This window comes from Roseomonas sp. WA12 (genome assembly GCF_054165765.1).
This window is the reverse complement of record NZ_CM135108.1, coordinates 4,463,230-4,489,815: the sequence shown is the minus strand read 5'-3', so window position 1 is coordinate 4,489,815 and position 26,586 is coordinate 4,463,230. Positions and strand designations below refer to the sequence as shown.

28 protein-coding genes are annotated in these 26,586 nt (G+C 68.9%); 10 read left to right on the top strand and 18 right to left on the bottom strand.

Annotated features, from left to right (window positions below):
- Window positions 1–155: 155 nt before the first annotated feature.
- Window positions 156–422: a hypothetical protein gene (locus ACVBD7_RS21265; RefSeq protein ID WP_458095234.1), complete on the top strand. Its 267-nt coding sequence runs from the start codon at window positions 156–158 to the stop codon at window positions 420–422.
- A gap of 183 nt (window positions 423–605) precedes the next feature.
- Here ACVBD7_RS21265 and ACVBD7_RS21260 read toward each other — a convergent pair whose 3' ends face one another.
- From ACVBD7_RS21260 to ACVBD7_RS21220, 9 genes are all read right to left on the bottom strand, one after another.
- A complete protein-coding gene (locus ACVBD7_RS21260; protein WP_458095233.1) occupies window positions 606–2,099 on the bottom strand; it encodes a CYTH and CHAD domain-containing protein in 1,494 nt (497 codons plus the stop codon).
- Between the two features lie 635 nt (window positions 2,100–2,734).
- Complete coding sequence (gene phoB / locus ACVBD7_RS21255; protein ID WP_458095232.1) at window positions 2,735–3,451, bottom strand: phosphate regulon transcriptional regulator PhoB; 717 nt, start codon at window positions 3,449–3,451, stop codon at window positions 2,735–2,737.
- Entirely contained in the window at window positions 3,448–4,185 is a 738-nt protein-coding gene (gene phoU, locus ACVBD7_RS21250; RefSeq protein ID WP_458095231.1) for a phosphate signaling complex protein PhoU, read from the bottom strand. The genes phoB and phoU overlap by 4 nt, the downstream gene beginning before the upstream one ends.
- Window positions 4,186–4,202: 17 nt before the next feature.
- A complete protein-coding gene (gene pstB / locus ACVBD7_RS21245) occupies window positions 4,203–4,985 on the bottom strand; it encodes a phosphate ABC transporter ATP-binding protein PstB (protein ID WP_458097743.1) in 783 nt (260 codons plus the stop codon).
- Window positions 4,986–5,148: 163 nt separating this feature from the next.
- A complete protein-coding gene (pstA, locus tag ACVBD7_RS21240; protein WP_458095230.1) occupies window positions 5,149–6,054 on the bottom strand; it encodes a phosphate ABC transporter permease PstA in 906 nt (301 codons plus the stop codon).
- 6 nt (window positions 6,055–6,060) lie between these two features.
- On the bottom strand, window positions 6,061–6,990 hold the full coding sequence (gene pstC / locus ACVBD7_RS21235; protein ID WP_458095229.1) for a phosphate ABC transporter permease subunit PstC: 930 nt from the start codon (window positions 6,988–6,990) through the stop codon (window positions 6,061–6,063).
- 112 nt (window positions 6,991–7,102) lie between these two features.
- Window positions 7,103–8,107 (bottom strand): phosphate ABC transporter substrate-binding protein PstS, encoded by a 1,005-nt coding sequence (gene pstS / locus ACVBD7_RS21230; protein WP_458097742.1) that lies wholly within the window; start codon window positions 8,105–8,107, stop codon window positions 7,103–7,105.
- Between the two features lie 537 nt (window positions 8,108–8,644).
- Window positions 8,645–9,994, bottom strand: coding sequence for an MmgE/PrpD family protein (locus ACVBD7_RS21225; RefSeq protein ID WP_458095228.1), 1,350 nt, complete (start codon window positions 9,992–9,994; stop codon window positions 8,645–8,647).
- Between the two features lie 2 nt (window positions 9,995–9,996).
- The gene (locus ACVBD7_RS21220; RefSeq protein WP_458095227.1) at window positions 9,997–10,971 is read right to left on the bottom strand and encodes a tripartite tricarboxylate transporter substrate-binding protein; all 975 of its coding nucleotides are present in this window, start codon (window positions 10,969–10,971) and stop codon (window positions 9,997–9,999) included.
- 125 nt (window positions 10,972–11,096) lie between these two features.
- Here ACVBD7_RS21220 and ACVBD7_RS21215 point away from each other — a divergent pair, with 125 nt between their 5' ends.
- The 3 genes from ACVBD7_RS21215 to ACVBD7_RS21205 are packed head-to-tail and all read left to right on the top strand — an operon-like array spanning window position 11,097 to window position 13,661.
- On the top strand, window positions 11,097–11,876 hold the full coding sequence (locus ACVBD7_RS21215; protein ID WP_458095226.1) for an SDR family NAD(P)-dependent oxidoreductase: 780 nt from the start codon (window positions 11,097–11,099) through the stop codon (window positions 11,874–11,876).
- A gap of 44 nt (window positions 11,877–11,920) precedes the next feature.
- Entirely contained in the window at window positions 11,921–12,880 is a 960-nt protein-coding gene (locus ACVBD7_RS21210; RefSeq protein WP_458095225.1) for a tripartite tricarboxylate transporter substrate binding protein, read from the top strand.
- A gap of 10 nt (window positions 12,881–12,890) precedes the next feature.
- A complete protein-coding gene (locus ACVBD7_RS21205) occupies window positions 12,891–13,661 on the top strand; it encodes an SDR family oxidoreductase (protein WP_458097741.1) in 771 nt (256 codons plus the stop codon).
- A gap of 10 nt (window positions 13,662–13,671) precedes the next feature.
- On the opposite strand, the gene ACVBD7_RS21200 is transcribed toward ACVBD7_RS21205, so the two are convergent.
- Window positions 13,672–14,478, bottom strand: coding sequence for an N-acyl homoserine lactonase family protein (locus ACVBD7_RS21200; RefSeq protein WP_458095224.1), 807 nt, complete (start codon window positions 14,476–14,478; stop codon window positions 13,672–13,674).
- A 43-nt stretch (window positions 14,479–14,521) separates the two neighbouring features.
- On the opposite strand from ACVBD7_RS21200, the gene ACVBD7_RS21195 reads away from it, so the two are divergent.
- Window positions 14,522–15,544 (top strand): LacI family DNA-binding transcriptional regulator, encoded by a 1,023-nt coding sequence (locus ACVBD7_RS21195; RefSeq protein WP_458095223.1) that lies wholly within the window; start codon window positions 14,522–14,524, stop codon window positions 15,542–15,544.
- Window positions 15,545–15,643: 99 nt separating this feature from the next.
- Window positions 15,644–16,540: an NAD(P)-dependent oxidoreductase gene (locus tag ACVBD7_RS21190; RefSeq protein ID WP_458095222.1), complete on the top strand. Its 897-nt coding sequence runs from the start codon at window positions 15,644–15,646 to the stop codon at window positions 16,538–16,540.
- 32 nt (window positions 16,541–16,572) lie between these two features.
- On the opposite strand, the gene ACVBD7_RS21185 is transcribed toward ACVBD7_RS21190, so the two are convergent.
- Window positions 16,573–17,541 carry a Bug family tripartite tricarboxylate transporter substrate binding protein gene (locus ACVBD7_RS21185; protein ID WP_458095221.1) on the bottom strand — a complete coding sequence of 323 codons (969 nt, stop codon included), beginning with the start codon at window positions 17,539–17,541 and terminating at the stop codon, window positions 16,573–16,575.
- A 158-nt stretch (window positions 17,542–17,699) separates the two neighbouring features.
- Between ACVBD7_RS21185 and ACVBD7_RS21180 the strand changes: the two genes are divergently transcribed.
- Complete coding sequence (locus ACVBD7_RS21180) at window positions 17,700–18,026, top strand: NIPSNAP family protein (RefSeq protein ID WP_458095220.1); 327 nt, start codon at window positions 17,700–17,702, stop codon at window positions 18,024–18,026.
- Between the two features lie 6 nt (window positions 18,027–18,032).
- Here ACVBD7_RS21180 and ACVBD7_RS21175 read toward each other — a convergent pair whose 3' ends face one another.
- Window positions 18,033–18,755: a GntR family transcriptional regulator gene (locus ACVBD7_RS21175; RefSeq protein WP_458095219.1), complete on the bottom strand. Its 723-nt coding sequence runs from the start codon at window positions 18,753–18,755 to the stop codon at window positions 18,033–18,035.
- Between the two features lie 160 nt (window positions 18,756–18,915).
- Here ACVBD7_RS21175 and ACVBD7_RS21170 point away from each other — a divergent pair, with 160 nt between their 5' ends.
- Together ACVBD7_RS21170 and ACVBD7_RS21165 are read left to right on the top strand one after the other, a co-directional pair.
- The gene (locus tag ACVBD7_RS21170; protein ID WP_073134169.1) at window positions 18,916–19,326 is read left to right on the top strand and encodes a carboxymuconolactone decarboxylase family protein; all 411 of its coding nucleotides are present in this window, start codon (window positions 18,916–18,918) and stop codon (window positions 19,324–19,326) included.
- On the top strand, window positions 19,323–20,240 hold the full coding sequence (locus ACVBD7_RS21165) for an NAD(P)-dependent oxidoreductase (RefSeq protein WP_458095218.1): 918 nt from the start codon (window positions 19,323–19,325) through the stop codon (window positions 20,238–20,240). The genes ACVBD7_RS21170 and ACVBD7_RS21165 overlap by 4 nt, the downstream gene beginning before the upstream one ends.
- 35 nt (window positions 20,241–20,275) lie before the next feature.
- On the opposite strand, the gene ACVBD7_RS21160 is transcribed toward ACVBD7_RS21165, so the two are convergent.
- From ACVBD7_RS21160 to ACVBD7_RS21150, 3 genes are read right to left on the bottom strand one after another with little or no spacing between them, the layout of a single operon-like run.
- Window positions 20,276–21,064: an N-acyl homoserine lactonase family protein gene (locus tag ACVBD7_RS21160; protein ID WP_458095217.1), complete on the bottom strand. Its 789-nt coding sequence runs from the start codon at window positions 21,062–21,064 to the stop codon at window positions 20,276–20,278.
- On the bottom strand, window positions 21,061–21,990 hold the full coding sequence (locus ACVBD7_RS21155) for an NAD(P)-dependent oxidoreductase (RefSeq protein WP_458095216.1): 930 nt from the start codon (window positions 21,988–21,990) through the stop codon (window positions 21,061–21,063). Before ACVBD7_RS21155 ends, ACVBD7_RS21160 begins: the two co-directional genes overlap by 4 nt.
- 5 nt (window positions 21,991–21,995) lie before the next feature.
- A complete protein-coding gene (locus ACVBD7_RS21150; RefSeq protein ID WP_073134178.1) occupies window positions 21,996–22,331 on the bottom strand; it encodes a carboxymuconolactone decarboxylase family protein in 336 nt (111 codons plus the stop codon).
- A gap of 151 nt (window positions 22,332–22,482) precedes the next feature.
- Between ACVBD7_RS21150 and ACVBD7_RS21145 the strand changes: the two genes are divergently transcribed.
- Window positions 22,483–23,469, top strand: coding sequence for a Bug family tripartite tricarboxylate transporter substrate binding protein (locus ACVBD7_RS21145; protein WP_458095215.1), 987 nt, complete (start codon window positions 22,483–22,485; stop codon window positions 23,467–23,469).
- Window positions 23,470–23,490: 21 nt separating this feature from the next.
- Here ACVBD7_RS21145 and ACVBD7_RS21140 read toward each other — a convergent pair whose 3' ends face one another.
- The 3 genes from ACVBD7_RS21140 to ACVBD7_RS21130 form a co-directional block, all read right to left on the bottom strand.
- Window positions 23,491–24,480 (bottom strand): Ldh family oxidoreductase, encoded by a 990-nt coding sequence (locus tag ACVBD7_RS21140; protein ID WP_458095214.1) that lies wholly within the window; start codon window positions 24,478–24,480, stop codon window positions 23,491–23,493.
- Between the two features lie 34 nt (window positions 24,481–24,514).
- On the bottom strand, window positions 24,515–25,231 hold the full coding sequence (locus ACVBD7_RS21135; protein WP_458095213.1) for an SDR family NAD(P)-dependent oxidoreductase: 717 nt from the start codon (window positions 25,229–25,231) through the stop codon (window positions 24,515–24,517).
- Window positions 25,232–25,292: 61 nt separating this feature from the next.
- Window positions 25,293–26,555 carry an ABC transporter substrate-binding protein gene (locus ACVBD7_RS21130; RefSeq protein WP_458095212.1) on the bottom strand — a complete coding sequence of 421 codons (1,263 nt, stop codon included), beginning with the start codon at window positions 26,553–26,555 and terminating at the stop codon, window positions 25,293–25,295.
- Window positions 26,556–26,586: the final 31 nt, after the last annotated feature.

The following is a 26,586-nucleotide window of genomic DNA, read 5'->3' as shown; positions in this document are numbered from 1 at the left end:
CTCCCTCCTCATGACGGCGAAGGACGGGGTGCCTGCCGCAAGATGGCGGAAGGGCGGCGAAACCTGTCTCAAGGCCGCCGGAAAGGGTGGCCAAGTTCAGCGGGTCAAAGCCGGGAATGGTCCCGGCCCACGGCGCAAGATGAAGCGGGCGCAAGATGAAGAACGCAGTGTTCGGGGCGCTGATCGCCGTAACTGGTGCCTTCGCCGCAATCCCGGACGCGCAGGCCCAGGGCTATGGCTATGGCTATGGCTACGGCTCGCCTCCGCCGTCCTGGGAGCGCGAGCAGTGGCGTGAGCGCATGGAGTGGCGCGAGCGCCGGCACGAGTTCTGGCGGCACCGGCGGGAAATGGCGGAGCGCCGGGCCTATGAGGCCGGGCAGCGCGATGCCTTCGCGCGCCAGCAGTCCTGGGGCTACCGCTAGTCAAAGCGGTGGGGCCGCCGCGGGACGCTGCACCCTTTCGCGCATGGGCAGGCGGGCCGGCGAATTGATCGGGAACTGTGCCCCCGCCGAGTGCGCTAAGGGCGGTAGGACCGTTGCAGCCGGCTCCGCCCCGCGGGCGCCGGCTTCCCTGGTGCCCAAGGAAAGGCCAGGCATCGCGGCGGATCAGGCAGAAGCTACTATTCCCGGCAGTTCCGTATGTTTGAAGCGTTGCCACGCCTTCCGGAGATCCCCGCGCGACCGCGTGCGCTGCCCCTCCGCCCAGGACCGCAGGGCATCGATCGCGGGCGCGAGCGCCTCCTCGCCCTCCCCGAGCTGCCTTGCCAGGGAGACCGTTACGACCGCGTCGTTCAGGCCGCCGAGATCCTCCTGCAGCGCCTTGGCCCGGCGCAGATAGGCGCGCAGCCGCCCGGGCTTGTGCAGGGGCGCCAGGAACTCGATGCCGTAACGCAGGCGCTTCAGCGCCTTGCGCAGGTCGTGCAGCTCCTCCTCCGAGCGGCGGCGGATGCGGCGACCGCGACGGCGCACCTGACGGGCTAGCCGCCTCTCGAGTTCCGGCGCCAGATCGGCCAGCGGCTCGGCCAGCGCGCCGCCATCAGCCTCGCCCGCGAGCGCGGCAGGGTCCTCGGCCCAGGCCGCGAGGCCAAGCACCAGCATCGTCAGCTCCGGCCCGCAGAGCCAGGCGCGCAGTCTCTCGTGCGCCGCGCGCCGGTGCTCCTCCGCCGGTCCGCGCAGCGCGCTGACCAGCACACCATCCACCCCGTCCTCCCCGGCCCGCACCAGGGTCTGGGTGCAGAACACGTCCCAATCCCGCGCCTCCCCGAGAACACGCCCCACCCTGCGCAGCTCCGCCGTGAAGCGGCGCTCCGCCTCCCCGGCCAGCTCAGGCCGGAACAGGGCCAGCAGCGCGCGAAGGCGGCGGGTGGCCACGCGCATGGCATGCACCCCCTCCACCAGCCCGGCCTCGGCGGCGGGTTGGTTGGCCACCAGGCCGGAAAGGGCCGCGGCGGTGATGCGGCGGAAAGCCTCGGCCGCGCTCACCCCTGGCGGCAACTCGGGCTCCACCGTCTTCTCCGACGCGCGCGGCTCGCCGGCCAGCAGCCGCCAGCCACGATCCGACTTGCTCTCGGCGCCGAGCACCATCGGGACGGCTTGCGCCAGCACATGGGCGAGGCGGAGCAGCGGCAGCGCCTCGCCTTTCTTCAGCTCCAGCTCCAGTTCGCGGATCGGCTCCTCAGCCTCGCCGGCCCGGATCGTGCCCCGGTCAAGCGTCGCATGGATCACCGCGCCTTCGGCCGGCAGCACCCATTCCAAACGCCGGACCTCGGCCGTGAAGACCGCGGACACCCCAGCGGGCCCGACCAGCCCGGCCAGTGGCGTTGCCGCAAGATGCGACAGATCCGGCTGGTCCCCCGGGACGGTCCACTCCCATTCGCCGCGGCTGAAGGGCCCGAGGCCGTCGCGCAGCTTGAGCGTCTGCACCCGGCGCCGGCCGCTGCGCCGTACCCGCAGGCTGGCCCCGGCGCGGAGGAAGGCGCGGTCGGGCGTGTCGTAATAGGTGGTCGTCTCCTCGCGCGCTGGGGCGGCGGGCTTTGCAGGGGCGAAGGCTGCGTGAGATGCAATCGCGGCGTCTGCTTCCGCGGAGAGCTGGAATTTCACTTCCAGCTCCGTAGGGCGAGGTGCTGTTTGGGCTGTCATGGTCGCCAGGAACGTGAAGTGCCCGGGGATGTTGCAGGATGAGGTCGCAAGGGGGCAATCGCCACAAAACTGCAACCCATCTGTCATTGATGTGGGACCACTTCCATCACCGCCGTCGGGCACCGCCGCACTTGACCGGATCGGGGAAGCATCGAACGTTGCAGGCCAGATTGGGCGGCCTATCCAGTCGTAAAGGGCGCGGTCGGGGCGCTGTCGTCCACGCAAATAGGAGGTTGGGCAGGCGCAGCCACCTTGCCAACGCGGTGGACCCGGGGTGATTGGAACCGACTTCTCGGTGGCGCGGTGCGCGACACGCCCGAGTTCGACAAATGTTCCCCAACTTGATGACCAGTAGCCGGCTGGGCCTGGCCAACGATATCCGCCCGGTGACTACCAACCTGCTCGGCCCCGAAAACCGCTGCAGCAATGCGCAGCATATCGGCACATCGGGAGGTCAGGGTATCTAAGTCATCGCGAAGGGGATCATAAGCGGCAGTGCCAAGGTCGGGAGCGCTGAAGGCGACGGGACTCCTTGCGTACGGCACGCCAGCAGGAGGGTTGGGCTTCCCCCCTGCTGCTGACGGGTCCGGCCTCCTCTACTCCTCCAGATCCAGCGCGTAGCCGGCGCTGCGGACCGTGCGGATCACGTCGGTGTCGTCGTCGCCGTTCACCGCCTTGCGGAGGCGGCGGATATGGACGTCCACCGTCCGCAGCTCGACATGGATGTCGCGACCCCAGACGGCGTCCAGCAACTGCTCGCGCGAGAACACGCGGCCGGGATGCTGGAGGAAAAACTCGAGCAGCCGGTACTCCGTCGGCCCGAGATGCAGGGTGCGGCCGCCGCGGGTCACGCGATGGGCGTCCTGATCCATGACGATGTCGTGCCAGGTGAGCGCGCCCTTGGTGCTGGGACCGCTCGCGCGCCGCATCACCGCGCGGATGCGGGCCAGCAGCGCCTCAATGGTGAAGGGCTTGCCAATATGATCGTCCGCGCCGGTGTCCAGGGCGCGGACAGCGTCCGCCTCCTCGGTGCGGGCGGTGACCATGATGATCGGCAGGTCCCGCGTTTCGGCGCGGCGGCGGAGCTGGCGGCAGACCTCGAGGCCGGACATGGCGGGCAGCATCCAGTCCAGCAGCATCAGGTCCGGCTTGGATTCGGCGACGCGGATCAGCGCCTCCGGCCCGTCCGTCGCCTCCTCCACCCGGAAGCCCTGCTTCTCCAGGTTGTAGCGGAGGAGGGTGAGCAGCGGGGCCTCATCCTCCACCACCAGGATGGTCGGGCGCTGGCTGTCGGGTAGGGTGGCGGTCCTCATGCCACGGGCGCCTGCGGTGGCGGCGTGATGGAGGAGAGCTCGGCGGAGACGTCGGCCTTGGGCCGGTCCTCGGGCAGCACGGCGCCACGCACGGCGTAGTGCACGGTCTCGGCGATGTTGGTCGCGTGGTCGCCGATGCGCTCGAAGTTCTTGGCGATGAACAGCATATGGGTCGCCGCGGTGATGTTGCGCGGATCCTCCATCATATGCGTCAGCATCTCGCGAAAGATGCCCGTGTAAATATCATCCACCGGGGCATCGGCAGCCCAGACGCGCTCGGCCAGATCCGCATCGTCGCGCACGAAGGCGTCGATGCTGTCCTTAAGGTTGCGCTGCACGAGCTGCGCCATCCACTGGAAGCCGTTCACCCCGCCGAGGAAGGGCTGTCCGGAGACGATGATGGCGCGCTTCGCGACGTTGCGGGCGTAGTCGCCGATGCGCTCGATATCCTGGCTGATCTTGAGGGCTGCAATGATGAAGCGGAGATCGGCGGCCATCGGCTGGCGCAGGGCGAGGAGGCGGACGCAGTAGCTGTCCACCTCGCGCTCCAGCGCATCGATCGGGGCGTCGCGGCCCACCACCTCGCCGGCCATCTCGGTGTCCCGGCGCACCAGCGCATAGGCGCTGTCCGCCACCTGCCGCTCCGCCAGCCCGCCCATGCGGGCGATCAGCTCGCGGAGGCGCTTCAGCTCTTCCTCATAGGACTTCACGGTTCGCTCCGCTTGCTGGTCCATGATTCGTTTCCTCCGCCTCAGCCGAAGCGGCCGGTGATGTATTCCTGGGTGCGCTGATGCTTCGGCGCGGTAAAGAGCTGCGCCGCGGGGGCGACCTCCACCAGCTCGCCGAGATAGAAGAAGGCCACCTGGTCGGCGCAGCGCGCAGCCTGCTGCATGTTGTGGGTGACGATCGCGATGGTGAAGTCGCGCTTCAGCTCATCGATCAGCTCCTCGATCTTGAGGGTGCTGATAGGATCGAGCGCCGAGGTCGGCTCGTCGAACAGGATCACGTCCGGACGCACGGCGATGGAGCGCGCAATGCAGAGACGCTGCTGCTGCCCGCCCGAGAGGCCCATGGCGGAGCTGTGCAGCCGGTCCTTCACCTCGTTCCAGATGGCGGCCCGGCTGAGCGCCCACTCGATCCGCTCGTCCATTTCCGCGCGCGCGAGCTTCTCGTGCAGGCGGATGCCGAAGGCGACATTCTCGTAGATCGTCATCGGGAAGGGCGTGGGCTTCTGGAAGACCATGCCGACCTTGGAGCGCAGCTCGTTGAGGTCCATGTCGTCCGCGATGAGGTTCTGCCCGTCCAGCATCACCTGCCCCTGGGCGCGCTGCTCGGGATACAGGCTGTACATGCGGTTCAGCACGCGCAGCAGGGTGGACTTGCCGCAGCCGGACGGGCCGATCATGCCTGTCACCTGCCGGTCCGGCAGATCGAGTGAGATCCCCTTCAGGGCCTTGTTCGTCCCGTAGAAGAACTCGAGGTCGCGGATCGAGACCCGCGCCGCGTTCATCATTGCCGAGGAACGAGCGGTCATGCCGCCGAAGGAGGAACCCCCGCGGCTGCCGTCCTTGCTCTCGGCACGGGCCACCGCCGCATCGACTGCCGCCGGGTTGTCGCTCCTCGCTGCCGGGAGGGCAGGCGCACCGGGGATGGCCGCGGAAGGGAGGGGAGCACTGCTACCGCTCATGGAACCGATCCTACTGCTTGGGGGCGCGCAGGACGGCGCGCGCGACGATGTTGAGGGCCAGGACGCCGACCGTGATGACCAGGGCACCCGTCCAGGCGAGAGCGATCCAGTCCTCGTAGGGGGACGCGGCGAAGGAGTAGATGGCGATCGGCAGGCTGGGATACGGGGCGGAGAGGTCGATGTTCCAGCCGTTGTTGCCGAGCGACGTGAAAAGGAGCGGGGCAGTCTCTCCCGCCACGCGGGCGACTGCCAGCAGGATGCCAGTGGCGATGCCGGAGGCGGCCGCGCGCCAGCCAACCATGGTGATCATTTTCCACTTGGGCGCACCCAGCCCGATCACCGCCTCTCGCAGCGTGTCCGGGATCAGGCGCAGCATGTCCTCGGTGGTTCGCACGACGATGGGGATCACGATGATCGCCAGCGCCACGCAGCCGGCCCATCCGGAGAAACCGCCAAAAGGCACGACCAGGATCTGGTAGACGAAGAGCCCGATGAGGATGGACGGGGCGGACAGAAGTATGTCCGAGACGAACCGGACGGCGCCGCCCATGGCCGAGCCGCGGGCATATTCGGCGAGGTAGGTACCGACCAGCAGGCCGATCGGCGTGCCGATGACGGTGCCGATCCCGACCTGGACGAGGCTGCCCACGATGGAGTTCAGCAGTCCGCCATTCGAGCCGGGGGGAAGCGTGACCTCCGTGAAGATCCGGGGGCCGAAGGCCTCCAATCCCCGGACAACGAGAGTGACGATGATGGAGATCAGGAAGGCAACCGCGATGGCCGTCGCGAGGACGCAGAGGGCGCGGATGGTCCGGTCGGTCCTGCGGCGTCGGCGGCCCAGGCGTGCGGCCACCTCCGGGTCGCGCTTCACCGAACCTTTGGCAGCGCTCATCGGCGAGGACATGGTCGTGCTCATGGTCGATCAGGCCTTCAGGCGGGAGCGGAGCAGCCAGCGCGAGGTCGCCAGCACCAGGAACGAGATGACAAAGAGGATGAAGCCGAGGGCGAGAAGCGCGGAGAGCTTGAGGCTGCCGAGCTGGCTTTCGCCGAACTCCAGCGCGACCAGCGAGGCGATGGTGTTGCCCGGACCGAACAGCGATGGGGCGATGCGGTTGGCATTGCCGATCACGAAGGTGACCGCCATGGTCTCGCCGAGCGCGCGGCCGAGGCCGAGCATGATGCCGCCGACCACCGAGATGCGCGTATAGGGCAGCACGACCTTGCGCATCACCTCCCACCGCGTGGCACCGAGGCCGTAGGCGCTCTCCTTGAAGACGCCGGGCACCTGGAGGAAGACGTCGCGCATCGTGGCCGCGATGAAGGGCAGGATCATGATCGCGAGGATGAAGGCCGCGGTGAACAGGCCCGTGCCGAAGGGAGGCCCCTGGAACAGGGATCCGATCACCGGGAGCTCGCCGATCGTGTCGATCACCGCCGGCTGCACATAGGCCGACATCAGGGGCACGATGACGAAGAAGCCCCACATGCCGAAGATAATGGACGGGATCGCCGCCAGCAGCTCGACAGCGGTGCCGAGCGGGGCGCGCAGCCAGGCCGGGGCCAGTTCGGTCAGGAAGAAGGCCACTCCGAAGGCCAGTGGCACCGCCAGGATGATGGCGAGAACGGCGGTGAGGATGGTGCCGTAGATGGACACGCCCGCGCCGAAGACCTCCTGCACGGGATCCCAGTCCGTACCCCAGACGAAGGGAAGGCCGAACTCGCGGAAGGCCATCCAGCCGCCGAGCAGCAGGCCGATGATGATGCCGCCGAGCAGCAGGAGGACGAGAAGACCTGCACCGCGGCAGAGGCCGGCGAACAGGGCGTCGCCGAAGGCGGTGGAACCCTTCCGCATGTGCCGTGCCGGAGTGGCTGTCGGCTGGATCACTGCATCTGACACGTCGGTCTCCGAAGCGAGAACGGGCGACGGCGAACCGCCGCCCGCAATTCCAGGTCAGTCGGTCAGATCAGCGGCCGGTCCAGACCGGCTGGCCGTTGGCCATCACCTCGCGGCCCCAGGCAGTCCTGACGGCGTCCTTCACCGAGGCGGGGAGCGGGATGTACTCGAGATCACGCGCGAGCTGGTCGCCGTTCTTGTAGGCCCAGTCGAAGAACCGCATGACGTTGCGGGCCTTCTCGGCATCGGTCGGGTTCTTGGGGATGATGATGAAGGTCGGGGACACGATCGGCCAGGACTTGGCGCCCTGGGTATCGACCAGGTTCGCCGCGAAGTTGGCCGCCGTCCAATCGGCGTTCTCGGCCGCAGCGAGGAAGGCCTCATGGGTCGGGGTCACAAAGGAGCCGGCCTTGTTGCGGAGCTGCGTGGAGACGAGGCGGTTCGAGGTCGCATAGGCGTTCTCGACATAGCCGATTGCGCCGCGGACGTTGCGGACGGTGCCAGCAACACCCTCGTTGCCGCGCGCGCCCGTGCCCGTGGGGAAGCGGACGGAGGTGCCGATGCCAACCTTCTCCTTCCACTCGGGGCTGACGGCGGAGAGGTAGGACACCCACACAAAGGTCGTGCCCGAGCCATCGGCCCGGTACACCGGCGCGATCGCCGTGGAGGGGAGCCGCAGGCCGGGGTTCATCTCGACGATGCGAGGGTCGTTCCAGCGCGTGACCTTGCCCAGGTAGATGTCGGCGAGCAGTTCGCCCGTCATCTTCATCTGGTTGTCGGCCACGCCCTCGATGTTCACGATAGCGACAAGGGAGCCCATCACCGTCGGGAACTGCGTGAGGTTCTGCTCGCGCAGCACGTCGGCCGCCATCGGGGCGTCAGAGGCCCCGAAGTCGACGGTGCGGTTGCGGATCTGCGCCTGGCCCGCACCCGAGCCGACGGACTGGTAGTTCAGCGTGATGTTGGCGGCGGAGCGGGCCGCCTCCGCCCACTTCTGGTAGACCGGGTTCGGGAACGACGCACCGGCGCCAGTGATCTGGGCCTGTTGCGCGAAGGCCGAACGGCCGCCCAGCATGCCGGCCCCAATGAGCGGGGCGGCAGTGAGCAGAAGGCTACGTCGATTCACCGTGTGATCTCCGTGGATCATGTTTCGCGGCCGGGTATCTGCCCCTGGCTGGGCATTCCTGGCCGGGCCGGAACCTAGGGAGAAGGCGCGACACCAAAGTTTCACTTTGATGACCGAAATATGACAGAACACCCGCGAGCTTGGCTATATTTCCGGAGTTCGCCTTGCGGGTACCCGTTCCAGACACGCCCGAAATTCTGGGTTCCGAATGAATGTTTGCGGAACGGAGCGAGAGGCAACACAGCATCGCGATGTTTGAAATGAAACGCCACCGTTAAAGACCTGGGGGGCCGGGCTGTCATTGAAGTTTCTCTTCGCAGCCTCCGGGAGCACGCCAGCACCCTCTGCTCGCCCCTATCTTCGACCGAGCTTCAGCCTTGGTTACAAGGGACTGAAACTTGGCCGTCCCACCCGGAACAAGGGCCTCGGCAGGTGGATAAAGCCTCCCAGTCGCCAACGAAGGCTATCGCAGGAGCCCCACAGCGCTCAGTGCACACCGCCCATCGAGCGAATGAGGGGCGTGAACTCCGCTGTCTCCAAGTTCATGATCGCATCGATCCAGCCGTCGGCCATCCCCGCCCTGCCGCCGAGCGCGGCATTGTCGCGGAATTTAGTCTCCAGCTCGCGGTCGGTCAGTGGCCGCTCTGCACTGCCGCGCGCATGCTCCACCAGCACGCTGTGCTTCCGCCCGTCCACCTCCTGCACCGTTACCCGTGCTGCGCCGCGCGGCAGCGCCTTGTTGAGGCCCGCCCGCACCTTTGCCCGCAAGGCGACGATGGCCGGGTCGCGCAGGGCCTGTTCCGAGAAATCCGCCACTCCCGCCGAGCCCCGCAGAAGCGCCACCGCCGCGCAGTGATGGATGCTGACGCGGCAGTCCCGCTCGGTCCGCACCTCCCGGTCGCCCCGGTCCAGCAGCAACTGGTCTCCCTCCACATGCACGGCTGCGACGCTCTCGGGCGCCACCCGCTCCCGCAGTTCCAGCCCGGCATCGATTACAGCGTGGAAGACGATGCCGGCGGGATAGGGCTTGTAGGTATTGCGGGAGAACTCCCAGCTCTCGCCCAACCCCTCCGTGATCCGCGGCACCCTCGGCACGTCGCCCATGGCGCGCGCCCAGCCGAGCGGGCCCTCGATCGCGGCCGGGGCGGCCGTATAACCGGCCTGGGCCATCAGCGCGGCGAGCAACCCGTTCCGCGCGGCATTGCCCATGCCGACATTCTTCGCCGCATAGGGCAGGTTCTCTACCAGGCCGGCGGACTGGCTGGCCGCGATGCCGAGCGCGTGCCAGCACTGGCGCGCATCCAGCCTCAGCAGCCGCGCGCAACCTGCCGCTGCACCGAACACGCCGGTGGTCGAAGTGATGTGCCAGCCGCGGTCGTAGTGCCCGGGGGAGACCGATGCGCCGATGCGACACTCCACCTCGGCGCCGAGGAGAAAGGCGTGCAGCACCTGCGCACCTGAAAGACCGCGCAGTTCCGCGAGCGCGAGCAGGGGCGGTGCCACCGGCGCGGTGGGATGGATCACCGTCTCCAGATGGGTGTCGTCGTAGTCCAGCAGGTTGGCGGCGATGGTGTTCACGAAGGAGGCGGCCACCGCGTCCAGCCGCTCCGGGCGGCCGATCACCGTGGCCCGCTCAGGCCCCGAGAAGGGGGCCATCACGCGCAGCGCGGTCTCGACCGCCGGATCCCGCGCCACACCGAGAGCGCAGCCGAAGAAGTTCAGCAACGAGCGCTTTGCCTCATGCCGCAGCCCGGGGGAGATGTCCTCCCAGCCCGATCCGGCGATGAATTTGCCCAGCGCCTCTCCCGCGAAGGGCGGCTGTCCGTTGGTGCTCATGCTCACTGGGCCCGCGTGATCAGGCCGTCCCGCGCTGCCTGAGCCCAGCGGGTATCGTCCTCGCGCAGAAAGGCGGCCAGCTCGCCTGGCCCCATCACGCCGAGATCGGCGCCGATCCCGGCCAGCCGCTCCCGAACACGCGGGATCTGGAGCGTCTTCACCACCGCATCGTGCATGCGCGCGGCGATCGGGGCCGGCAGCGCGGCGGGGCCGACCATCGCGTACCAGCCGGCGAAGTCGTAACCGGGGACGCCGGCCTCGGCGAGCGTCGGCACCTCCGGCAGCAGCGGCGTGCGCGTGGTGGTGGTAACGCCGAGCGCGCGGATCCGGCCCGCCGCCAGGTGCTGCGTGGCTGCGACGGTGCTGTTCCATCCCGTCGGCAGATGCCCGGCCACAAGGTCGTTTAAGATAGGGGCAGCGCCGCGATACGGGATCTCGACCATCTCGATCCCAGCCAAGCGCGTGAACAGGTTGCCGGCATAGGAGATGGCGGCATCGGAGGTGCCGAAGCCGATACTGCGCGGCGTGGCCTTCGCAGCCGCGATCAGCCCGGCCACGTCGCGGAACGGTGCGGTGGAGGAGGCCGTCAGCAGCAGCGGGTAGCGCGAGAGGAGCGAGACGGGCGCGAAGTCGCGGAGTGGCTGGTAGGGCAGGCTCGGCATCACGTAGCTGTTCATCACGTGGCTGCCGGTATCAACGAGGAAGAGATAGCCGTCCCCCTCCGCGCGCGCAACGACCTCGGACCCGATGGAGCCGTTCGCGCCCGGCCGGTTCTCCACCAGCACCGTCTGGCCGAGCACCTGCGACAGCCCGTCGGTCAGCGAACGCGCGAAGATGTCCGTCCCGCCCCCGGGCGCATAGGGCACGACGAGGCGGACGGGGCGCTGCGGCCAGGCGGGCTGGGCGTGCAGAATACGCGGAGCCGCCAGGGCGGCTGGCAGCGCGGCCAGCAGCGCGCGGCGATAAAGTTGGGTCACGGTCTCTTCCTCCCGGCCTCCGCTTCGCCGCCACCCGGGCTTGCGGGGCCACCTTGATATCGATATCACGATGGGCGCGGTCAGGGGGAAGGGTCAATGGCGTCTGTGCAGGAAGCAGGGCACGCATGAGCGACGAGCTGCGCGGACGTCGCGCCCTCGTGACCGGTTCCACCGGCGGGCTGGGGCTGGCCGTGGCGCGCCGCCTTGCCGCGGATGGCTGCGATATCGTGCTGCACGGTCTCGCCGCGCCGGATGCAGCCGAGGAGGTGCGGGCAGCCCTGTCCCGCGACTTCGGCGTCGCTGCCGCCTACCACCGCGCGGATCTCGCCGAACCCGGGCAGATCGTGGCGCTCGGCGAAGCCGCCGGCCCGCTGGACATCCTTGTCAACAATGCCGCCACCCGCCACTTCGCCCCGATCGACGCCATGCCGCCGGAGCACTGGGACGCGGATCTCGCCGTGAACCTCTCCGCCGCCTTCCACACCATCCGCCTGGCGCTTCCGGGCATGCGGTCCCGCGGCTGGGGGAGGATCGTCAACATGTCCTCGATCTACGGCCTGATCGGCACGGCGGACCGCGTCGGCTACGTCGTGACCAAGACCGGGCTGATCGGCATGACCAGGGCCGTCGCGCTCGAGACCGCGCGGCAGGGCATCACCTGCAACGCTCTCTGCCCCGGCACGAGCCTGACCCCCGGCATCGAACACCGAATCCAAGTCCTGATGGAGGCCGAGGGAATGGATCAAGCGGCTGCCACGGCGGCGGTGCTGCATGGCAAGCAGCCCACCGGCCGCTTCGTCGAGGCTGACGCGGTCGCCGACATGGTGGGCTTCCTGTGCGGCCGCTCGGGCCGCGACATCACCGGTGCCGTGCTGCCGATGGATGGAGGTTGGTCCGCCGCCTGAACTGGGACGCGACCGGAACACCGGCGCGATGGAGGAGACAGGAGATGCATCGCAGAACACTGCTGGCCGGCGCGGCCGCGCTCGCGGCGCCGCGCCTGGCGCGCGCCCAGGCCTGGCCCGCCAGGCCGATCCGCCTGATCGTCGCCTGGCCACCCGGCGGCGGCGCGGACATCCTGGCGCGACAGATGCAACAGCCCCTCAGCGCCGCCCTCGGCCAGCCCGTGGTCATCGACAACCGCGGTGGCGCCTCCGGCGCCATCGGCACGGCCGAGCTGATCCGCGCGCCCGCCGACGGCTACACCTTCTGCATCGTGACGAGCACCCTCATCTCCATGGCGCTCCTGCAGCGGCAGTCCTACGACCCCGTGCGGGACATCACGCCCATCGCGCTGCACTCGCGCGTGGCGAACATCCTCGTGGTGCACCCCTCGCTGCCCGTGCATTCGGTGGAGGATCTGGTCCGCTTCGCGAAGCAGCGGCCCGGCGGGCTTTCCTTCGGCTCACCCGGTATTGGCTCGGCCGTGCATATTTCGGGGGAGATGTTCAAGCTGGCGACGGGGGCGAACATGGTCCATGTGCCCTATCGCGGTGGCGGGCCTGCCCTGGCGGATCTCGTCGGCGGCTCGCTGCAGCTGATGTTCGGCAATGCCAGCTCCACCCTGCCCTTCGTGCGGGACGGCAGCCTGCGGGCCATCGCCGTCACCTCCGCCCGGCGGGCGCCCTATCTGCCTGAAATCCCGACCATCGCGGAATCCGGCATCCCCGGCTTCGAGCGGGACGAGTGGTACGGCTGCATCGGCCCTCGCGACATGGCGCCGGCCGCGGTGGAGCGTCTGAACACGGCGATCGGCGCCATCCTCTCCGCCCCGGCCGAGCGCGCGCGGCTACTGGATCTGGGCGCCGAGGTTGCGGTCGGGACGCCCGCCGAATTCGGCGGGCTGATCCGCCGGGATATGGAGGAGATCGGGCGGGTGGTGCGCGATGCCCGGGTCACGCTGGAATAGGGTGGTGGGAATGGCACGAGGGCTGGAGGGCCGGTCGGCCCTGGTGAGCGGCGCCAGCCGTGGCATCGGGCTCGCCATCGCGCGGCGCCTTGCGGCGGATGGCGCGCGGGTGATGCTGGTGGCGCGTTCGGCCGCAACGCTGGAGGCAGAAGCCGCCGGGCTGCCCGGCTGCGCCTTCCATGCCACCGATCTGTCCCTCCCCGGCGCGGCGGCCGAGGCGGTGGAGGCCGCAGTCGGTGGGTTCGGCGGGCTGGACCTGCTGGTGCACAGCGCCGGCGCCACGCAGCGCGGTGACTTCCTGTTGCTGGACGACGCGGCCTGGGCTGATGGCTACGCGCTGAAGCTGTTCGGGGCGGTGCGCCTGTGCCGCGCCGCTTGGCCGCATCTCCAGGCTTCGGGCGGCTCCGCCGTGCTGGTCGCGGGGGTGGGCGGGCGTGTGGCCAGCGCGGACTTCACCATCGGCGGCTCAGTCAACGCCGCCCTGATGAACCTCACCAAGGCCCTGGCAGATCGCGGCGTGACGGATGGCGTGCGCGTCAACGCGATCAACCCCGGCAGCATCCGGACGGGGCGGCTGACCGACCGGATCGACACCCTGGCCCAGGAGCGCGGGCTGGATCCGGAAGCCGCCGCCCGGGCCATCGCCGCCGAGACCGGCGTGGCCCGCTTCGGCGAGCCGGAGGAGATCGCCGGGGTGGTGTCCTTCCTGGCGGGGCCGGACGCCTCCTACATCCAGGGCGCCATCCTGGATGTGGACGGAGGGTGGGTCCGCGCCGTCTGAACCGCCGACCTCAGTCGGCCGGGGAGGCGTCCAGCCGCACCGCGATCCCCTCCAGCCCCGGCGCGGAGGCCGGGTAGCGCTGCAACACGATCGGGTCGTGCCCGGGGATGATGTGGTCCGGGGAACTCGCGAGGCGGTGCAGCGTGTCGTAGCCTTCCAGCATCTGCGCCACGTCGGCGACGATCGGGAAAGGCCGCCTTTGCTGGAAATTGGCGTAGAAATGCGTGGCATCGGAGGCGAGCACGACCCAGCCGCGCCGTGTCCTCACCCGCACGACCTGCAGGCCCAGCGAGTGGCCGCCTACATGATGCACGCTCAGTCCCGGCGCGATCTCGGCGGAGCCGTCATGGAACCGGGCCCGGCCCTCGAACACTCGCCCGACCATGGCCGTCACGTCCGCGGCCTCGAAGGGCTGGCGCAGGACCCCGTGGCACATGCAACGCCCCGTGCAATAGGCCATCTCCCGGTCCTGGATGTGGTAGCAGGCGGCGGGAAACATCGAGTGATTGCCGGCATGGTCGTAATGCATGTGGGAGAGGATGACGTCCGGCACCGACGCCGCGTCCACGCCGATCATGGCCAGCCCCTCGGCCGGCGTGCGGATCAGCTCGCGCCGACGCTTGCGGGCGATCTCCGCGTCAAAGCCGGTGTCGAGCACGAAGCGGCGGTTTCGCCCGATGATGGCCCAGACGAAGTAGTCCAGCGGCATGGGCGCGTTGTCATGCGGGTCGCCGCCAATGAAGTTCTCATGCGCGGGCCGGTCGTGATGGGCGTAGCGCACCGCATGGATCTCGTAGGTGTCGTCGTCCTGGCTCATGGCCGGATATCCCCTCCCCTGTTGCTCGAAGTGGCGCCCGGCCTTGCCGGATGATGCCGGCGGCCGCGGCACGTCCAGCCGCATGCGCGACGTGGCGCAACGGGCCGGCGTCTCGCCGATGACGGTCTCGCGCGCCCTGCGCGACCCGTCGAAGGTCTCCGAACCCGTGCGGCGGCGGGTAGAGGAGGCCGTGCGCGCGGTAGGCTACGTGCCAAACCGTCTGGCCGGCAATCTCTCCTCCATGCGATCCAACGTGATCGGGCTGATCGTGCCCAATCTGGACAACTCGCTCTATGCGCCGACCATCCAGGGCGTCTCGGCCGTGCTGCGGGACAGCGGCTTCCAGCTGATGATCGCCGATGGTGCTTACAGCATGGAAGGCGAGGAGGCGCTGATCACCGCCTTTCTGGCGCAGCAGGTCGCCGGGCTCATGCTGCACGACACGCGCCACACCCCGGCCGCGATCGAGATGATCCGCCGCGCGGGGGTGCCGGTGGTGGAAACGGGTACGCTGGTGCCCGACCCGCTGGACATGGCGGTGAGCTATTCCAACCACGACGCCGCCCGCGCCATGGTGCTGCACCTGCACCGGCTGGGGTATCGGCGTATCGCCTTCGTCAGCCTCTCCGCGGCCCAGAACGATCGCAGCCGGGACCGCCAGCGCGGCTATCGCACCGCGATGGGCGAGCTGGGGCTGGCGGCCGACCCGCGCCTGATGCTCGAGATGCCGCCCGGCCTTGCCTCGGGCGCGGAGGCGGTGGTGCGGCTGGTCCAGGGCGAAGCGGCGCCGGATGCGGTGTTCTTCGCCGGCGACGTGCTGGCCGCGGGTGCCCTGTTCGAGTGCCAGCGGCGCGGCTGGGCGGTGCCCGGCCAGGTCGCGCTCGCCGCCTTCGACGACATCGACATGCTCCGCCACGTCGTGCCGCCGATCACCACCCTGCGCCTGCCCCGGGCGGGGATCGGCCGGCGCGGGGCGGAGGTTCTGCTCGACCGGATCCAGGGGCGCTCGCAGGAGCGGGTCGTCGTCGACCTGGGCTTCGAGATTATTCAGCGCGAAAGTACCTGACCGGCAGAATCTTGGTATCGATATCACGTTTCAGCTTGTCCCCTTCTCTTCGGCTGCATAGACCCGAAGCGAAGGCCGGAATGGCCAGGGAGAGACGTGATGGCGGACGAGGTTCTGGGATTCGTCGGGCTCGGCCAGATGGGCAGCCGCATGGCGGCCCGCCTGCTGGAGGCCGGGCACGCCCTGGTGGTGTACGACCCCGTGGAGACTGCGATGGCGCCGCTGGTCGCGCGCGGTGCACGCCGCGCCGCCAGCCCCGCAGAGGTGGCGGATCTCGCCGACACCGTCCTCGCCAGCCTGCCGACGCCGGCGGTGGTGCAAGCCGTCGGCCTCGGCCCGGACGGCGTGCTGCGCGGCCAGCGGGCGCGGCGCTTCGTGGACTTCTCCACCACCGGCCCCCGTGTCGCCCAGCAGGTGGCGGCGGTCTTCACGGAGCAGGGCCGCTTCTCCATTGATGCCCCTGTCAGCGGCGGCATCACCGGGGCCGAAAAGGGGACGCTCGCCATCATGGTCTCCGGCCCGCGCGACGAGTTCGATGCGCTGGAGCCGGTGCTCCGCGTCATGGGCAAGCCCTTTTTCTGCGGCGAGAAGCCGGGCCAGGCACAGGTGATGAAGCTGTGCAACAACCTCCTCGCCGCCACGGCCCTCGTCGCGTCGTCGGAAGCCATTGTGATGGGGGTGAAGGCAGGGCTGGACCCGAGCCTGATGTGCGAGGTCATCAACAGCAGCAGCGGCCGCAACAGCGCGACGCAGGACAAGTTCCCGCGCGCCGTCATCCCCCGCACCTTCGACTTCGGCTTCACCACCGCGCTCTCCCTCAAGGATGTCGGGCTCTGCGTGGATGAGGCGGGGGCGATGGGCGTGCCGATGGTGGTCGGCAGCGCCGTGCGGCAGATGCTCGCCGTCACGGGCGCGACCTTCGGGCCGGAGAGTGACTTCACCTCCGTCGCCAAGTTGGTCGAGGGATGGGCGGGGGTGAAAGTGGGCGGGGGCTGAGACACCGCGCACCCGCTTTGGCTGCGCGCCTCTCACTCCAGTTGGATGTTGAGGTCGCGCACCACATTGGCCCATCCTGCCCGATCCTCGGCGATGAAGGCACGCATCTCCTCGGGTTTCGTGCTCACGGGGAGTGCGGCCTGGGCCCGGAAGATGGTCTGCACGGCAGGCTGGCTCAGCACCTCCGCCACCACCGTTGCGATGCGCTCCGCGACCGGCATGGGCAGGCGCGCGGGCCCGAGCAGGCCGAACCAGTTCCCCGCGCTTACGGGCATGCCCAACTCCGCCATGGTCGGCGTTTCCGGCAGCAAGGGAATGCGCTGCGTGGCGCCGACGCCCAGGATCCTCACCTTCCCATCGCGCGCCACTGCTTCTGCCGGACCGGCATTGAGGAACATCACGTCCACTTGCCCCGCCACAAGCGCCGTGCTGGCCGGCGCCGCGCCCGTGAAGGGCACATGCAGCATCTGCAGCCCCGCCTGCTTGATGAGGGATTCCATCGCCAGGTGCGAGGTGCTTCCGATGCCCCAGGAGGCAAAGGTAATCCGCCCCGGCTCCGCGCGCGCCTTGGCCAGGAAGCCCTGCAGATTGTCTACGCCGAAGCCGGGCCGCGTCAGCAGCACGAAGGGACCGCGCGCGAAGAGCGTGACCGGCGTGAAATCCGTTGCCGGGTTGTAGGCGAGGCGCGGATAGATCAGCGGGTTGATCGCATGCGTCTCGGCATTCGCCAGGATCAGCGTGTGCCCATCCGGAGCGGAGCGCGCGACCACCTGCGTGCCCACCGCGCCGTTGGCACCCGGCCGGTTCTCGATGATCACGGGCTGGCCGAGAGGGCCGGCCATGGCAGGGGCGATGGCCCGCATCACGACATCCGCGAGCCCGCCCGCGTTCCACGGCACGATGACGCGGACCGGCTGGTCGGGAAAGGCGGCCAGGGCCGGTGCGGCAAGCGGCAGCGCGGCCGCGGCACCGAGGAGGGCGCGTCGTGTGATCTGGGCCATGGCGTGTTTCCTGCTCGTCGTCCTGGCCCTTGTGGCGGGCCTTGGTGAACAGGGTTCCGTGCGCCAAACACTCTGTCAACGATTTTCAGATTGTCTGACAGATGACAGGATGGGTCCGATCAGGGCCAATTCGCCCTGCTGTCAATGGAGAAACGACCTTGATCCATGAGCTCCGCATATATCACTGCGTCCCTGGGCGCCTTCCCGACCTGCTTCGGCGCTTCGAGACGATGACGCTGGACATCTGGCAGAAGCACGGGATCCGCCAGGCCGGCTTCTGGACGGTCGCTATCGGCGATTCGAACCAGGACCTCTACTACTTGCTGGAATGGCAGTCCCTGGCGGAGCGCGAGACGAAGTGGAACGCCTTCCAGGCAGATCCTGAATGGATCGCCAAGCGGGCCGAGACGGAGAAGAACGGTGCCATCGTGGCCAGCATCACCAACCTGATGCTGCAGCCAACAGGCTTCTCGGCCGTGAAATAGGCCGCTTCAGTCCGCCGCGGGCGCCGGGACGCGGCCTCGCGCCGCCTCAGCCTTCTCGCTCGCCTGCTGGTTGAGGATACGAAGGGCGACGCGGGCGGCCTGGGTCACATGGTCCCGGCAGGCCTGCCAGGTGCCCTCCGCGTCCCGCCGCTCGATCGCCTCGACAATGCGGCGGATCTCCGTGACCGTGCGTGGCAGCCGCTCGGGGTCCGAGAGGGTGGTGGCACGGAGCTGGGTGTTCCGGTTCAGCACCTGGTCCAGCATCCGCGCCACATAGGCGTTGCGGCAGCCCCGCAGCAGGACATCGTAGAAGCGCCGCTTCAGCCCCAACAGCGCCACGCGGTCCAGGCCTGGCCGGGCCGCCGCGATCTCCTCGAACACGGCCCGCAGCTCCGCGATCTCGTCCTCGGAGGCGCGCTCTGCGAAGCCCTGGCCTGCCAGTGCTTCCAGCACGGCGCGGACCTCGTAGACCTGGCTGGCCTCGGCCGGGGAAAGATAGGCGACGAAGGGCCCGCGATTCGGCACCACGTCGATCAGCCCTTCCGCCTCGAGCAGGCGCACCGCCTCCCGGATCACCCCGCGGCTGACGCCGAACAGGTCGCAGAGCAGGCGATCGGACAGGTGATCACCTGGCATGAAGCGGCCGCTGATGATCGCCTCACGAAGGCGTTCCTCGACTTGCCGCCGTACAGGTTGTGGCGTGATGCGCAAGGACGCGTCGTTCGGCATTGCTCTCCATGTCCCAGGCGATGGGAGAAGTCCCAGCCGGCCCAGGCAATTTGGTTGCTCGCCCGTTCCCCGTCCAGACAGAAACGAGTAAACCGGCGCAATCGGAATTGACCGACAATCAGACAAGTGTCTAGGCTACAGCAACGACGGAGGAAACAGCATGTCCGACGACACTTGGTTCGAGAAAGGGCTGGAAGTCCGGCGCGCCGTGCTCGGCGCCGAATATGTCGATGGCGGCATCGCCAAGGCCGACGACTTCATGATGGCCTTCCAGCGTATCACGACCGAGTGGTGCTGGGGCTATGCCTGGACCCGCGAGGGCCTGGACCGCCGCACGCGCAGCATGCTGAACCTCGCCATGCTGACCGCCCTCGGCCGCACGCCCGAGATCAAGCTCCATGTGAAGGGCGCGCTGACCAATGGCGTGACGGTGGAGGAGATCAAGGAGATCCTGCTGCACGCCACGGTGTATTGTGGCATCCCGGCCGGTCTCGACGCCTTCAAGGCGGCGCATGAGGTGCTGGTCAAGGAGGGCGCGCTGACCGGCGAACCCGCGAAACCCGCCGAATGAGCGATCGGAGCCTCCGCCGGATCGCCTTCATCGGCATCGGCAATATGGGTTGGCCCATGGCGGCCCGGCTGATCGAAGCCAGCTTCGATCTCGTGGTCTTCGATGCAGTACCCGAGCGCGCCGCCCGCTTCGCGACAGAGGTGGGCGGCGCTGCCGCCGATGATGCGGCCTCGGCTGTGCGCGGCGCCGACGCCGTCATCACCATTCTGCCCACATCGAAGCATGTCGGTCAGGCGCTGGAAGCGATGGGGGATGCGCTGGCCCCCGGCACCCTCGTCATCGAGATGAGCTCGGGCGTGCCGACTGCCACGCGCGGCTTTGCCGAAACCCTCGCCGCGCGTGGCGTCACGATGATCGACGCCCCCGTTTCCGGCGGCGTGCCGCGGGCCAAGACCGGGGATCTCGCCATCATCCTCGGTGGCGAGGCGGAGGCGATCACCCGCGCCGATCCCGTGCTGCGCGCCATGGGCACCACGATCACCCATGTCGGCAGCGTCGGCTCGGGCCAGGCCATGAAGGCACTGAACAACCTGATGGGCGCGGCCGGCTTCCTCATCGGGGTGGAGGCGCTGCTGATCGGCCAGCGCTTCGGCCTTGATCCCGCCGTGATGGTGGACGTGCTGAATGCCTCCACGGGTATGAACAACAGCACGCAGAAGAAGTTCAAGCAGTTCGTTCTATCCCGCCGCTTCGATGCCGGCTTTGGGCTAGACCTGATGGCAAAGGACGTATCCGTCGCGCTTGAGGTCGGGCGCGACACCAATACACCCACCCCCTTCGCGGCGCTGTGCCGGGAAATGTGGGCGAGCGCGCAGGGTTTGCTGGGCCCGGGCCAGGATCACACGGCCATGGCGCAGTTCTCCGAGCGGCTTGTGGGCGAGACGCTTGGCGGCGGGAACCGCGCCGCCGAGTAGAGGCGGGGTCGGGATCACCGTCCCGGCCCTCTCCCTCAGCTGCGCGGCGGCACGTCCAGCCGCGCGACGATACCTTCCAGTTCCGGCCGCGGCGCGGGATAGCGGCGCATCACCTCGGGATCATGGCCGGGAATGATATGCGCGGGGCTGTCGGCAACGGCGCGCAGCCGGTCAAAACCCTCCAGCATTTCGCCGACATGAAAAGCGGTGGTGAAGGGGCGGCCGCTCTCCATGTTCTCGTAGAAATGCGTGACGTCGGAGGCCAGCACCACTCTCCCACGCGCTGTCTCGACCGAGACGAATTGCAGCCCCGCCGAATGCCCGCCCGTGGGATGCAGGCGGATGCCGGGCCAGGGTTCCACCACCCCGTCATGGAAGACCACGCGCCCGGCATAGTTCATCCGCACGATGCCCACCACATCCTCCACCTCGAAAGAGTGGGAGAGCTGCTTGTGGCGCATGTAGCGGCCGCAGGCGTAGTGCACCTCCTCCTCCCGCAGGTGGAAGCGCGCGCGGGGGAAAAGGTCGAAATTGCCGACGTGGTCGTAGTGCAGGTGCGTCAGCACCACATCGTCCACGGCATCGGGCGTGATCCCGATCAGCCCGAGCGCCTCCACCGGGCAGCGCAGGAACTCGCGGCGCCGCTTGCGGGCGACCTCCGCGGTGAAGCCGGTGTCCACCACGATGGCGCGGCCGTCCTTCACCAGGGCCCAGGCAAAGTAGTCCATCGGCATGGGTCCGTCATGCGGATCGCCGCCGATGAAGTGCTCCGCCCGCACGGCGTCCCGGCGAGCGTAGCGGATGGCGTAGACCTCGTAGGTCATGGCGCGCCATCCGCATCCAGCACGGCCTGCATCGCCGCCCGGTCCACCTCGATCTCCACCCCTGCCCGCTCCAGCTCCAGCAGCATGGCAGAGCGCGAATCCCGCTGGCCCCAGCCGCGGCCCAGCGCCTCGGTCATCTCCTCCAGCGTCAGCGCCGCCATGCGCATGGGCACGCCCACTTCACGCCCCAGGGCGCAGGCGAGCGACACGTCCTTATGCGCCAGGCGAAGCTGGAAGGCCGGCGTATCGTAGCTGTTGATGAGGAACTGCTCGGTCACCCCGTCATAGGTGCGGCGCCGGCCATGCACGCCCTGCCGGATGGCGGCGAACAGCGCCAGCGGATCCAGCCCGGCCTTTGACCCCATGGCGAAGACTTCGGCCATGATAACGTTCAGCGCGTAGCCCGAAAGATTGTGCGCCAGCTTGGCAATGCTGCCCGCGCCGATCTCGCCCACGCGGATCGGGCGGTCCCCCATGGCCGCGAGCAGCGGCCGGCAGCGCTCGAACACTGCCGCGTCCCCGCCGACAAAGAAGGCGAGCTTGCGGCTGGATGCGCCGCGCGGTCCGCCGCTGATCGGCGCGTCCAACACGTGCACGCCCTTCTCCGCGCCCGCCGCGTGCAGCTCGCGCACCGCGGAAACAGCGTTCGTTGAAATATCAATGAGCACCGATCCCGGGCGCAGCGTCTCGAACAGCTGCGCCCCCACGGCCTTCACCTCCGCGGGGCCCGGAAGGGAGGTAAAGACCACCTCGCAGCCCTCGCCCATTGCCTGAGGCGAGGCCGCCCATTCCGCACCACCCCCTACCAGCGCATCCGCCGCCTCGCGTCGGACATCGTGCACCACCAGCGCCACATCCGGCGCTTTGGCGAGATTGGCGGCCATGCTGGCACCCATGGTGCCCAGGCCGATGAACCCGACGCGCATGGCGCTCAGCCCTCCCGCTTCTCGAAGACCTCGGTCGCGACCTGCGCGCCCGACATCGCCGCGGGCCAGCCGGCATAGAAGGCGAGATGGGTGATGAGGCCCGCGATCTCCTCCTGCGTCACGCCGTTATCTAGCGCCCGGCCGATATGCACGGAGAGCTGCTCCGGCCGATAAGTCGCGACCAGCGCCGCCACGGTAACGAGGCTGCGGTCCCGCTTGGACAGATCCGTACGCTCCCACAGGTCGCCGTAGACGACGCCTTCCGTGTACTCGACGAGCGCGGGCACGGTCTTACGCACGCGGTCGCGCTGGGCGGATTGCGGGATCGGCTTCGTGCTCATGGGCATCTCCTCCGGTTCTAGCTTGCCACAAGCCTAGGACCGTCAGCGGGCCCACATCAAGCCGTCGTATGATTGTCCGACAAATCTGTTGATCGGCTTCTGGCGCCGTGGTCACCTCCCGGAAGAGGATAAAAATTCGGGAGGAACCCTCATGCGCAGCACCGCCTTGCGTCCGGCATTCCTGCTCGGGCTTGCGGCCCTGATCGGTATCGGCCCTGCTGCCGCGCAGGATTATCCCAGCCGCACCCTCACCCTCATCGTGCCCTCGGCGCCAGGCGGCACGCTCGACGCGCTCGCGCGCCTCATGGCCCAGGGGATGGGTGCCGATCTCGGCCGAACCGTCGTGGTCGAGAACGTCACCGGCGCGGGCAGCGTCGTCGGCACGCAGCGCCTCGTCCGCTCCGAGCCCGACGGCTACACGATCGGCTTCGGCAACCTCGCCTCCATGGCGGCGACGGTTGCCCTCGGCGCCGACCCGAACTTCGATCCGCGCCGGGATCTGACGCCCATCAGCATCGTCGCCAACGTGCCCATGGTCATCGCCGCCGGCCCGCGCTCCGGGATCCGCGACCTGGGCACGCTGATCGAGCGCATCCGCTCCCGGGGCGAGGAGGTCACCTTCGGCACGCCCGGCACCAACACCACCGGCCATCTCGCCCCTGCCTATCTGCTGTCGATCCTCGGCGCGAAGGCCATGCTCGTCCCCTATCGCGGGGCGGGCCCTGCCATGAGCGACCTCGCGGCCGGCACGGTGACGGCGGTCATCGACCAGACGGTCACGATGATCCCGGCGCATCAGGGCCGCACGGCGGTCGCCCTGGCCGTCACGGGCTCGAGCCGAATCGCGCAGCTCCCCGAGGTGCCGACCTTCGCCGAGGCCGGCGTACCGGGCTTCGACATGGTCATCTGGAACGCCATCGCGGGCCCTGCCCACCTGCCGCAGGCGCGGGTGGACCGGCTGCTGAAAGCGATCGATGCCGCCCTGGCCACACCGGCCGTGGCAACCCGCTTCGCTGATCTGGCAACCACCATCCCGCCATCGGCCGAACGCGGCCCCGTGGCCATGCGGGACCGCATTGCCTCGGACGTGACGCGCTGGACCGAGGTTGTCGGCCGCGCCGGGCTCGCCCCGCGCTAGCACCCGCGGCGTTGGCGGCTTCTACCGTTGTGCCGCCAGTGCCCGCACCGCGCCCAGGATGGCATCGGGGATTTCGATCTCCCCCTGCCCCAGCCGCTCCGCACGCAGTGCCGAGGAGCGGTCGAAGGGCATGCGCACGGGCGGGCCGCCCTCCACCGGCCGCGTCGCGCGGATCAGCGCCGAGTAGGCGGAGACCTTGCGCTTCACCTCTTCCAGCGGGGAGAGGAGGTCGGGCCGGAAGGCGATGATCAGGTAGCCGAAGTCCGACAGATGCTCCGGCATCACCGGCGACCCCGCGATCATCCCAAGCAGTTGCACGACAATGCCGAGCCCACTCCCCCGATGCCCGCCCCAGGCCATGAAGGCGCCGTTGAGCGCTGCGACGGGATCCGTCGTCGGCCGCCCCTCTGCGTCATAGGCCGCGTCCTTCGGCAATGCCTGCCCCAGCCGCCGCGCCATCACCGCCTGCGCGTGGATGATGTTGGAGATGCCGATATCCCAGATCACCGGCCCTTCCTCGCCCGGGAAGCCGAAGCAGATGGGATTGGTGCCGAAGCGCGGCTCCGTGCCGCCCGCCGGCGCGACCCAGGGCGTGGCGTTGGAGGCAATCATCACCGCCAACCCCGCCTGCGTCGCCATCTCGGCATAGAAGGACAGCATCCCGGTGTACCAAGTGTCGTTCGCGCCGACGATGGCGATGCCGCTCGCCAACGCCTTGCCGATCGCGATGCGCGTCGCCTCATACCCGACGAGGTAGCCAACATTATCGCCGCCGTTCAGCCGGGCGGAAACGGGCGTCTCCGAGAGCAGCGCGATGGGCCGGCCCTGATGCGGCCTGTCGGCATATCGTTCCGCCACGCTCAGCACCCGCGCCAGCCCGGCATAGCCAAGGCCGCGCAGCTCGCAATCCAGCAGGTGCTCCGCAACCCGCACCGCCTCCGCCGCCGAGAGCCCCAGCCCCTCCAGCCCGCGCTCAGCGAGATGCCGCGCCTCGTCGATCCCGATCCTCATCCGAGGTCTCCCCAGAAACGATAGAGCCGGTGGGTCAGTACATGACCATCCCGCCATCGGCGACGAGCGTGGCGCCGTGCACATAGGAGGCCTCGGGCGAGAGCAGCCAGGCGATAGCCGGTGCGATCTCCTCCGCCGTGCCTAGCCGGTTGAAGGAGGTCATGCCCTCCACCCGCGCCCGGGTCGCGGGATCCTGAAGCGGGGTCGCGGCAAAGGGCGTGTCGATCATCCCTGGCGCGATGGTGTTCACCGCGATACCCTTCGGCCCCAGCACGCGGGCCGCGTTCTTCGTCATGGCCAGCACCGCGCCCTTGCTGGTGGCATAGGAAACGGTGCCCGCCAGCCCGCCGCCGCGCAGTCCTGCCACGCTCGCCACCGTGCAGATGCGCGCGCCCGCCTCCATCATCCCCGCCGCTTCGCGCAGGCAGAGGAAGGTGCCGATCACGTTCACCTCGTGCACGCGGCGGAACATCGCGACCGTGGTCTCCTCGAAGGAGGTGGTCTCGAAGACGCCGGCACAGGTGGCCAGGGCATCCAGCCCGCCGAAGGTCGCCCGCACCTCGTCGAAAGCGCGGACCACCGCCTGCTCGTCGGCCACGTCTACGGCGATGGCCGGATGCGCCCCGTCGGCCACGCGCCGCGCCGCCTCGATGTCCCGGTCCAGGCAGGCCACCTGGTGGCCACGCTCGATCAGCAGCCGCGCGGTCGCGGCCCCGATCCCGCTCCCCGCGCCGGTGATGACAATTCGCATGATGCTCGTATCCCCCAATAGGCGACCCGCCGAACCTGTCGTACGGCAGGCCGACTTTTCGTCAGCGCTTCAGCCAGAAGATCTCGGCGGTGGCCGAATCGCTCGGATAGACGGTGACGGGCCTGTTGTTCTGCCACTGCACCACCACTGGCCCCGCAGTTTCCCGCACACCGCTGGCATCAAACTTCACGCGGCGTCCCGGATAGTACAGGGCCGCGCCCTCAGTAATATCGATCGTGCGCAGCGCTTCGGCCACTGCGCGCCGGTCGGCACGCCCGGCCTTCTCCAGCGCGTCCCGCATGATCCAGATGTCGCCATAAGTCGCGATGCTGTTCTGCCCCATCCAGGGCTCGCCGGAGACGCGCTTGAACTCGTCGATGATCGCCTCCTGCCCCTTGGCATCCCAGTTCCCCACCACTGTGATGAAGCCCTCCATCTGCGCAGGGCGGATGTTCTGCAGCAGATCGGATTGCGCCATGGCGATGCCGTTGCCGATCGTCGGAACCCGCCCCCGGCCGAGACCGAACTCGTTCATCTTCTCGATCAGCAGCTTCACGTCCGAGATGACGGTGATCGGCATGATCATCACCTCGGGCCTCGCCGAGCGCACCTTCTGGATCAGCTGCGTCGCATCCGAAAGCGGCGGGGTGAAGGTCTCGTCCATGACGATGCGCAGGCCGAACTTCGCCGCGTTGTCGCGGACGGGCTGCACGAAGGAGAGGGAGGAGGCTGTGTTGTCCGTCAGGATCGCCACCGTCTCCGGCCGCTTGCCCGCGGCCCGCTGCGCCAAGTCCAGCAGAATGGGTAGGGATTCGTTTGCCTGATCGCCCGCCTTGGCCGAGGTCTGGAATACATAGCGGAAGCCGCGCGTGGTGATCAGGTCGGAGTAGCTGAGCGTCAGCATCGGCAGCTCCGCCCGCTCCGTCACCTCCGTCGCCGACAGGGTAAAGGAGGAGAGATAGGCGCCGGAGCAGGCCACGAGATCCGGGTTGTCGGCCACCATGCGCTGCGCCGCGTTCTTCGCCTTCTCGGTCGAATCACCGGCATCGAACAGCCGCAGCTCCAGCTTCGCGCCGCCGAGCGAGGGCACGCCGCCCCGCTCGTTCACATGCTTGATGCCGAGCTCCGCGCCCATGCGCATCAGCTGACCGAAGCGAGAGTAGATGCCAGAAAGGGGCACCAGCAGCCCCACCTTGATCGTGCTACCTGCTGCCGACTGCGCGCGCCCGGCGCCCGGCAGGAGGCCGGTTCCTGCCAGTGCTGCACCCCCCGCAAGGAGATTGCGCCGCGTGGGCCGCAGAACGCCCGTGCCAGAGATCGTCATCCGTCCCTCTCCCCAGTATGGCGCCGGTTTG